Source organism: Streptomyces sp. NPDC044984, assembly GCF_040646935.1.
GTDB lineage: Bacteria > Actinomycetota > Actinomycetes > Streptomycetales > Streptomycetaceae > Streptomyces.
On sequence record NZ_JBEZBE010000080.1, the window covers coordinates 1 to 8,224 of the forward strand.

The following is an 8,224-nucleotide window of genomic DNA, read 5'->3' on the forward strand; positions in this document are numbered from 1 at the left end:
CCGTACTGGCCGAGGTCGTCGTGGCCGTGGTCGTCCTGCTGGTCACCACGGTGCTGACCGGCACCCTCCCCGCCCGCGCGGAGTGCGGTGCCGGGCCGGTCGGTCGGTCGGTCGGTCGGTCGGTCGGTCGGTCGGTCGGTGAAGCGGCTCGTCAGCCCTGGCGGGCCTTGAAACGCGGATCCTTCTTGTTGATCACGAAGGTCACGCCCCGCCGGCGCACCACCTGGGCACCGGGCCTGGCCTTCAAAGAGCGCAGGGACTTGCGTACCTTCATCACGATCTCCTTCCGCGGAACCGGACGGGGTGCCTCGGTCAGCGGCGGGTGCGGGCGGGGCCGTAGCGGCGCTCGAAGCGCTCCACGCGTCCCGCGGTGTCCACGACGCGCGAGGTGCCGGTGTAGAACGGGTGACTGGCCGACGAGATCTCGACGTCGACGACCGGATGGGTGGCGCCGTCCTCCCACTCGACCGTGTGCTGCGACCCGATGGTGGAGCGGGTCAGCAGCCGGAAGCCGGACGCGCGGTCGCGGAAGACGACCGGGCGGGAGACGGGGTGGATGCCGTGCCTCACGGGATGTCCTTCCTGGGGTGCCTCCGCCGCCGGGCGGCGGAGGCGGATCTCATCGTTCCTCGCGGAAGAGGACGTGTTCGCCGACGACCGCGTCGTACTTCCGCAGGACCAGCCGGTCGGGGTCGTTCAGACGGTTCTTGCGGGTCACGTAGGTGACCCCCGTACCCGCCGTCGACTTCAGCCTGACGACCGGTCGCGCGGTGCTGCGTGCCATGAGGTGCTCCTTCCGCCACCGCCCGAGCTCATTGACTCGGACATGTCATACATGGTGTGCAACGGCGTCGGCCGGCGCCGTATTCCGGCGGCCCCGCCTTCCGCCTGGCGCGTCACCGGGCGTGGGCCGAAGCCGTTCGACACATGACCGTGGAGGGCGGTCGCCTGCGCGGCGAAAGGCTCCGCAGGACTTCAGCCGAACGATCGTCCCTGCGGGCAAGGGGTGAGGCCCGGGGACACTGTCCCCTCCACGGCCACGCCCTCCCCAACCCCACCCGCCCGCGGTTTGTTCCCCCTCCACCACGCCGGGCGGCGGCAAGGCGTCCCCGTTCTGTGAGTCGCCCCTTGTCGGGGGTAGACGACGATCACGGCCGGACGTCGATCACCGAAGGAGACGAGCCGTGGACAAGGGCAAGCAGATCACCGGCAGGGCCCGTGAGGAACTCGCGCGGGAGATGAAGGAGCAGTACGAGAACGGCCTGTCCATACGGGCCATCGCCGAAGCGCACGGGCGGTCGTACGGGTTCGTCCACCGGGTCCTCACCGAGGCGGACGCCCCTCTGCGCAGCCGGGGCGGGAGCCGTTCACGCCGACGGCTCGAGGAGGCCGGGCGTCCGCGAAGGTGACGGCGGACCTCCGGCGAGGGCTCACCACGGGGCGGGGAACCCGCGGACCGCGGTGGCGGAGCCGGCCGGGCCGGCTCCCCGGACGGTGCGACCGGCCGGAAGCCCGGTGAGCGGGGCGGGACGGTCACCAAGGGCTCGTCCCGCCCCGCCGGGTGCGCGGTACCAGGCCCGCTTCGCGTCCGTACCCGTCCGCGGGTGGCCGAGCGGTGCCGTCACGCCCCGGAAAGGGTCAGCCTGCGGGGTTCGATGCGTTCTTCCACCGCCCCGGCGCCATCCCTTCTGACGATGTAGGCGCCCTTGCCGGGGATTTCCGTCACCGCCTCCACCAGTTCCGTTCCGCGGTACACCAGGCCGACACCGTCGTCCGTGCAGTGAGCCGTGGGCATGGCGCCGTCCGCCACGAGCCGATGCGTCAACGGACGCCGGCCCTCGTCCGAGTCGTAGTGCACACCGTTGCCGTAGGGCAGGAAGCCGAGCGCGTTCGTGACCGGGCGCAGTTCCGGCCCGAACGAGTCGGTCGCGCCTCCCCGGAACCAGCAGATGGAGCCCGCGCTGACCCCGCTGAGGACGACACCGGCCTGCCAGGCGCGGCGCATGACGCGGTCCAGGCCGTGCGCCCTCCACACCGCCAGCAGATTGACCACCGAGCCCCCCATGACCCAGACCACGTCGTGGTCGAGGACCGAGCCCTCCACGTCCTCGACATTGGGCATGGGGAACAGGTGCAGGGGCGTCAGATCGAATCCCGCCACCCGAGCGGCCTCGGTCATACGGGTCGTGAAGTGCTCGGCGTCCCCGATGGCGGTCCCGACGTACATGATGCGCGGGCGCCGGCCGTGCACCCCGGAGAGGTCGACCGCGTGATGCACCAGGGCATCGAACATCACCCTGGTCCGTCCTCCGAGCCGATGCCCGCCGGAGGTCGCGAGGATGGTCGGTTCCGACGTCGTCATGGTCATGATCGTATCGTCGGCGTACCGACCCGCCCGGGCCGCCTCGGGTGGAAATCCCCCGCGGGAAGAGCGTCGTCCTCGACGAGGTTGCCGGGCGTCGGCTCACAGACCGGGCCGGTGCGGGTTCCGACGGCCGCCGGGGCCGCCGCCGGCCCCTGTCACGAGGCGGTGCCGTGGAGGTACTCGGTCAGGGCCTTGCCCGGCTGGAAAGCGGCGGAGCCTCCGTCGGTGTGGAAGCGCCCGAAACTGCCGGCCACCACCGCTTCATCACGCTTGAGCGCCTCGGCGATCACGCCCGCCATGTCGACCGTGCCGAACAGGGCGTCGATCACCTGCTCCGCGTCTTCCTGGCTGATGTCGTGGCCGCCCTGCGCGGCCTTGCGTACGCTGGCCCGGGCCAGTTGGGACTTGTCCATGTCACTCCTCTGCTCTCGCTGTCCGGTTGCCCCGTCCGACCGCGTCGGGACAGCGGGCCCGGACCTCTGGACTGGAACGGCCTCCGTGACCGGGCACGGACGGACCACCCGCCGCGGCGGGGCGGCCGGCCGGCCCTCATCCCGCGGAACGGACGCGGGACCCGTGATTCCCCGCGCGGCGACCGCCTCACACGACACCGGCGCGTCGGCTCCGCCGGCCGCGCAGACGTGTACACGCCGCCTCGCACTCGCCCTCCTCATCGGGTCCGCCGTCCCCCGACGACAGAAACGGAGTCAAAATTTCCGCTTTGGTCAGTCTGCACCACTTGCCTCTCGTCGGCTGGCAGGGCGAGTCCGGTCCCGCAGGAGGCCGGTGTCCGTCGGCCGACGAAGACGCCCCGGCGACCGGCGCGACGCAACGGCCGCGTCGGCGGCCGGGCGCCGACGGTCCGGCACCGGGACGACACCCCGCACCCGCCGCCCCGCGGTCCACACCGCGGAACTCGGGACCGGCCGCACTCCGCGACACGACGGACGGCCCGCACCCCGGCAAGCCCAGGACCCCCGCCTCCGGGACGCCCGCGACCAGGCGCATGTCCCATTTGCCCGATTACCCTGATGCTGTGGACCCGTATCCAACTCCTCCGGGCAGTGGTCCCGGCGACCGGACGCAGCCGGTTGCCGGGGTACGTCCGGAGATCCTCGCCTCCTGGGAGCGCTCGCAGTCGCTCGGCATCGACCGCGAGGAGGCGGCCCTGCCGATCGAGAGCGACCTGGATCCCGACTCCCTGCTGATCAGAGCTGCCGCACCGGTGCTGGACCGCCTGTACGAACGGTTCTCGGGCGTGCCGGTGACCGTGGCGCTGGCCGACTCACGGGCGAACATCGTGGACCGTTGGGGCAGCCCGGCGGGGCTGAGGCTGATGGACGCCGCCTCCCTGGTGCCGGGCGCCAACGTCGACGAGCGGTTCATGGGGACCAGCAGCGTCAGCATGGTGCTGAGCACCCGGGCGCCGTTCGTGGTCGTCGGCCACGAACACTTCCTGCACGACCTCAAGGAGCTGACCTGCATGGCCGCGCCGGTGCGCGACCCGGTGGGCGGCACCGTGCGGGGCGCGGTCAACCTCTCCGTGCCCCAGGTACTGGCCAGCCCCGGCATGGCGCTGATGCTGCAGAACGCCACCGAACTCATCGGGGAACGCCTGCTGGAGCTGGGCACGGCCCGCGAGCTCGAGCTGATGCGCTCCTTCCACCGGGCCAGGGAACGCGGCGGGCACACCGAGCTGCACCTCGGCTCGGGTGAGCTGTACCGGCCGCCGGGCGGACCGACGCCCCGCCTGACCTCGCAGGAACAGCTGATGCTGCTGGAGCATGCGGTCGAGTTGATCTCCTCGGCGGGCGAGACGTTCACCGAGGTGCCGCTCGCGGGCAGCCGCGTGGCCGTGCTGCGCCGCCGGGAACTGCACCACGGCGACGCGGACGGTGCGGCGATCGAGGTCAGCTTCGAGGACACCCGCGGCACGGGGACATCGGGCCCGGCCACCGCGACCGCCCCCGACGGTCGTCATGTGCCGCTCCTGGACCGTCCCACCGTGGCGGCGAGGGCGAACGCGCCCGGCGCCACGGCGGAACCGCACGGTGCCGGACCGGCTGACGCGTGGCTGCTGCTGGTCGGCGAGCCGGGTGTCGGGCGGCTAGCCGCCGAGGCGCGCGGGCGGCTGTCCCTGCTGAACGAGGCGGGCGTACGGCTCGGCACCACCCTGGACATGCGGCGTACCGCCGAGGAACTGGCGGAGATCGCCGTGCCGCGCTTCGCCGACCTGGTCGTCGTCGACCTGGCGGAGTGTGTCCTGGCGGGCGAGGAGCCGCCGCCCGGGCGGCCGCGCCCCGACGTGGCACTGCGCCGGGTGGCCGCCTGTTCGGGCGAGGACTCCCGCGGCACCCCGGCCGGCGGCGTGGACGAGCCGGCCGGCTACCCCACCGGTACACCCCAGGCCCGGTGTCTGGAGACCGGGCAGCCGGTGACGGACTCGGTGCCGACCGCCGCCCTGTCCGGGTCGCCGGCCGGCCGGGCGCACCCCGTCGACCTGCTCGGCGAGGGCGTGCACTCCTACCTGGGTGCGCCGCTGTCCGCGCGGGGCTCCATCCTGGGCCTGGCGGGCTTCTACCGCCGCGGCAGGTCGAACCCGTACGAGCAGGACGACCTGGCGCTGGCGGGCGAACTGGCGGCCCGTGCCGCGATCAGCGTGGACAACGCCCGCCGCTACCGCCGGGAGCACCACGCCTCCCTGACCCTGCAGCGCAGCCTGCTTCCGCACGCCCTGCCCCGGGTGAGCGCCGCCGAACTCGCCTCCCGTTATCTGCCCGCGGACGCCAGGGCCGGTGTGGGCGGGGACTGGTTCGACGCGATCCCGCTGTCCGGGATGCGCGTGGCGCTGGTCGTCGGGGACGTGCCCGGGAACGGTCTGCAGGCGGCGGCGACCATGGGCCGGCTGCGTACGGCGGTGCGGACGCTGGCCGGTCTCGACCTGCTGCCCGAGGAGGTGCTGGCCCACCTGGACGACCTGGTCAGCCGCACTCCCGACGAATCGGCCGACGAACAGGACCCCGCGACGGGGGCGACCTGCCTGTACGCGGTGTACGACCCGGTGACGTGCCGCTGTACGGCCGCACGCGCCGGTCATCCGCCGCCCGCCGTGCTGACGCCGGGCGGGCGGGCGCGGCTGATCGAGCTGCCGAGCGGTCCGCCGCTCGGGCTCGGCGGGGTCCAGCCGTACGAGTCCGCCACCGTCGACCTGCCCGCGGGCAGCCTGCTGGCGATGTACACCGACGGCCTGCTCAAGGAGGACCGCGGCTACGGGGACACCGACGTGCGCACCGGGCGGCTGCTGGCCTCGCTGAGTCGCGGCGGTCCGGCGCTGGAGGACGTCTGCGACCGGATCGCGGCCACCCTCCCGCCCGGCGGCCCGCACGACGACGTGGCCCTCCTGCTGGCCCGTGTGCACGCGCTGTCCGAGGACCGGGTGGCCGCCTGGGAGTTCCCGTCCGACCCCTCGGTCGTGGCGCGGGCCAGGGCGCTGACCCGCGCCCAGCTCGCCGCCTGGGGCATGTCGGAGCTGGACTTCAACACCGGGCTGGTGGTCAGCGAGTTGATCACCAACGCCGTGCGGTACGGCGGCCGGGGGCCCGTGGGCCTGCGGTTGCTGCGCGACGACTCACTGATCTGCGAGGTCTCCGACCGCAGCAACACCTCTCCCCGCATCCGGCGGGCGGCTATGACCGAGGAAGGCGGGCGCGGTCTGTTCCTGGTGGCGCAGTTCACCAGCAGCTGGGGCGCCCGCTACATGCCGCAGGGCAAGACGGTATGGGCCGAGCAGCTGCCGCAGCCGGAGCAGCCCGCGCCGGAGACGGACGAGCAGGCGCTGATGGCCATGTTCGACGACTCCGGCTGACCGCCCGGGCCCGGCGGTGGCGGCGGCCCCGGGGCCGTTCGCCGACGTCTCCCGCCGGGAGGCACGAGCCGTTCCCCGCCCGCCTTCGCGGCGACGGGCAGGGGCGGCGGGGCAGGGGTGCGGCGCCTCGCGCGGGACGCCCGCAGAGGGCCGGGCCCGCCCGCCGGCGGAGTCACCGATGTGCGTGCGGGCATGTGCCCCGGGCCGCTGCCGTCCTGTCCGCCGGACGGGGCCGGTGTCCGGGGGTCACACCCCGTCGCGGGCCCGGTTCAGCCGGAGTGCCGAGACGAGGAAGAAGACACCTCCGAGAAAGGCGTAACCGGCGAGGCCTCCCAGCTCGGGGTCGCCGCCGCCCGCCTGCACGAGGAACGAGGTGCCGGCGGCCGTGGAGAGGGCGCCGCTGATGATCATCGGCCACTGGCCGCCCAGTTCCCTGCGGCCCGCGCCCACGACGAGCTGGACGAGTCCCGAGGTGACGGCCCAGGTTCCCCAGACCCGCAGGACGGCCGGGATGCCCGACGTGGCAGCGGCAGCCAGGCCGATGACCGCCAGCGAGCTGATCGCGATGTTCGCGTAAAGGAATCGGGCCGTACCCCCGTTCGCCTTCGCGGACCGGAGGTCGACGACCGCGGCCGCCACGTCGAACAGGGGGTAGACCAGCAGCAACGTCGTGCTGAGCGCTCCCAGTCTCCCGGCGGTCGTGAACAGCAGGGCGGCCCATACAGCGGCGAAGGCGAACCGCAGGAAGTACAGCTTGCGCAGGGCGGAAGGAACGCTGGCGGGGGTTGTGCCGACGAGGGTGTCCACGGAAGTGCCTTTCTGCGGCAGCGAATCGGTGCGGAACGGCTCGGTCACGCGTGCTGTGGCCGGCTCACCGTTGCCGTCGGTCTCGCGTCCGTGAAGGAGAGCGCGCGACGGAGGGCCCCGAAGGCGCCGCCCACCATGAGGGAGAACGTTCTGTCTTGCCATCAGATCAAAAGGGGTGGACGGGGCCGCCGTCAAGACCGAACGTTCTCCCTTTTGGTAGCCTGGCGGCATGAGTCGGAGCCCGAAAGGCGGCAGCACGTCCGAAGCGCGAGCGCGGCTGCTCAGCACAGCGACCCGGATCTTCTACGCCGAGGGGATCCACTCCGTCGGCGTCGACCGGGTCATCGCGGAGGCGCAGGTCACCCGGGCCACGCTGTACCGGCACTTCTCGGGCAAGGAGGAACTCGTCCTCGCCTACCTCGACCAGGCCGACCGGGGAATCCGGGAGCAGGTGGCCGCCGCCCGGGCGAGCGGCCGGTCGGCGGCCGACAGGGTCCGGGCCGTCGGCAGGTCCATCACCGAAGGCATCCGGTCCCCCGGTTTCCGCGGCTGCGCCTTCCTCAACGCGGTGGCCGAGTATCCCGATCCCGCCCACCCGATCCACCAAGCCGTCCTGGCCCACCGGCAATGGTTCCTGGACACCGTCACGGACCTGCTGGCACAGACCGGCGACGCGCCCGCCGAGGCAGCCGGCCGGCACCTCGTCATGCTCCGGGACGGTGCCATGGCAGCCGGCTGCCTCTTCGACCCCGAATTGGTCTCCGAGACCTTCCTGCACGGCGTCGAGGGAATCCTGCGGGCCCGCACCGACTCGTGACGGCCGTGCGGCCGGCGCGGAGCCGACGGCCGCCCGCAACGGCATTCACTCCTCGGCGGTCGCGCCTACGCGGTCGCTCCGGTTCCGGAACCAGGTCACGCGGTCGTTCATGTGACCGCCGACGCCGGATGCGTCACGGTTGTCCCTCTTCGTGACCGGACACCGGTGCGACCGCCGGGGTCGGGCGTCGCTGCTCACTTGGCCAGGAAGGCGAGGAGGGCGTCGGTGACCTCCTGGGCGTGGGTCCACAGCAGGCCGTGCGGGGCGCCCTCGATGACGACGTACTCGGCCTGCGGCAGTGCCCGGTGGAAGGGCTCGCCGGTGGACTCGATCGGCAGGATGCGGTCGGCGGTGCCGTGCAGGATCAGCG

Annotated in this window: 10 protein-coding genes; 3 read left to right on the plus strand and 7 right to left on the minus strand. The window is 73.0% G+C overall.

What is annotated here, in order from left to right; all coding sequences use genetic code 11:
• Positions 1–151 precede the first annotated feature (151 nt).
• Genes ykgO through rpmG form a run of 3 tightly spaced genes read right to left on the minus strand, consistent with a single transcriptional unit; the run spans position 152 to position 784 of the window.
• Positions 152–274: a type B 50S ribosomal protein L36 gene (ykgO, locus tag AB0A94_RS38215; RefSeq protein WP_026084623.1), complete on the minus strand. Its 123-nt coding sequence runs from the start codon at positions 272–274 to the stop codon at positions 152–154.
• 38 nt (positions 275–312) lie between these two features.
• Positions 313–570 carry a type B 50S ribosomal protein L31 gene (locus AB0A94_RS38220; RefSeq protein WP_361751594.1) on the minus strand — a complete coding sequence of 86 codons (258 nt, stop codon included), beginning with the start codon at positions 568–570 and terminating at the stop codon, positions 313–315.
• Between the two features lie 49 nt (positions 571–619).
• Complete coding sequence (rpmG, locus tag AB0A94_RS38225) at positions 620–784, minus strand: 50S ribosomal protein L33 (protein ID WP_217132206.1); 165 nt, start codon at positions 782–784, stop codon at positions 620–622.
• A gap of 400 nt (positions 785–1,184) precedes the next feature.
• Between rpmG and AB0A94_RS38230 the strand changes: the two genes are divergently transcribed.
• The gene (locus AB0A94_RS38230) at positions 1,185–1,409 is read left to right on the plus strand and encodes a helix-turn-helix domain-containing protein (protein WP_361751596.1); all 225 of its coding nucleotides are present in this window, start codon (positions 1,185–1,187) and stop codon (positions 1,407–1,409) included.
• A 212-nt stretch (positions 1,410–1,621) separates the two neighbouring features.
• Here AB0A94_RS38230 and AB0A94_RS38235 read toward each other — a convergent pair whose 3' ends face one another.
• Together AB0A94_RS38235 and AB0A94_RS38240 are read right to left on the minus strand one after the other, a co-directional pair.
• Positions 1,622–2,362, minus strand: a complete 741-nt coding sequence (locus AB0A94_RS38235) for a peptidase E (RefSeq protein WP_361751598.1) — start codon at positions 2,360–2,362, stop codon at positions 1,622–1,624.
• A 158-nt stretch (positions 2,363–2,520) separates the two neighbouring features.
• Positions 2,521–2,778 carry a hypothetical protein gene (locus AB0A94_RS38240; protein ID WP_361751600.1) on the minus strand — a complete coding sequence of 86 codons (258 nt, stop codon included), beginning with the start codon at positions 2,776–2,778 and terminating at the stop codon, positions 2,521–2,523.
• Positions 2,779–3,401: 623 nt separating this feature from the next.
• Here AB0A94_RS38240 and AB0A94_RS38245 point away from each other — a divergent pair.
• Entirely contained in the window at positions 3,402–6,230 is a 2,829-nt protein-coding gene (locus tag AB0A94_RS38245; RefSeq protein ID WP_361751602.1) for a SpoIIE family protein phosphatase, read from the plus strand.
• A gap of 246 nt (positions 6,231–6,476) precedes the next feature.
• Here AB0A94_RS38245 and AB0A94_RS38250 read toward each other — a convergent pair whose 3' ends face one another.
• Positions 6,477–7,037 (minus strand): hypothetical protein, encoded by a 561-nt coding sequence (locus tag AB0A94_RS38250; RefSeq protein ID WP_361751606.1) that lies wholly within the window; start codon positions 7,035–7,037, stop codon positions 6,477–6,479.
• A gap of 229 nt (positions 7,038–7,266) precedes the next feature.
• On the opposite strand from AB0A94_RS38250, the gene AB0A94_RS38255 reads away from it, so the two are divergent.
• Positions 7,267–7,854 carry a TetR/AcrR family transcriptional regulator gene (locus tag AB0A94_RS38255; RefSeq protein WP_361751604.1) on the plus strand — a complete coding sequence of 196 codons (588 nt, stop codon included), beginning with the start codon at positions 7,267–7,269 and terminating at the stop codon, positions 7,852–7,854.
• 194 nt (positions 7,855–8,048) lie between these two features.
• Here AB0A94_RS38255 and AB0A94_RS38260 read toward each other — a convergent pair.
• On the minus strand, positions 8,049–8,224 hold a 176-nt coding region (locus AB0A94_RS38260), incomplete at its 5' end, for an alpha/beta hydrolase (RefSeq protein WP_361751608.1).

Bases quoted from the DNA above. Each gene is read 5' to 3' on its own strand.
- AB0A94_RS38255 (WP_361751604.1), top strand. From the start codon at position 7,267: ATGAGTCGGAGCCCGAAAGGCGGCAGCACGTCCGAAGCGCGAGCGCGG.
- AB0A94_RS38240 (WP_361751600.1), bottom strand. From the start codon at position 2,778: ATGGACAAGTCCCAACTGGCCCGGGCCAGCGTACGCAAGGCCGCGCAG.
- rpmG (WP_217132206.1), bottom strand. From the start codon at position 784: ATGGCACGCAGCACCGCGCGACCGGTCGTCAGGCTGAAGTCGACGGCG.
- ykgO (WP_026084623.1), bottom strand. From the start codon at position 274: ATGAAGGTACGCAAGTCCCTGCGCTCTTTGAAGGCCAGGCCCGGTGCC.
- AB0A94_RS38235 (WP_361751598.1), bottom strand. From the start codon at position 2,362: ATGACGACGTCGGAACCGACCATCCTCGCGACCTCCGGCGGGCATCGG.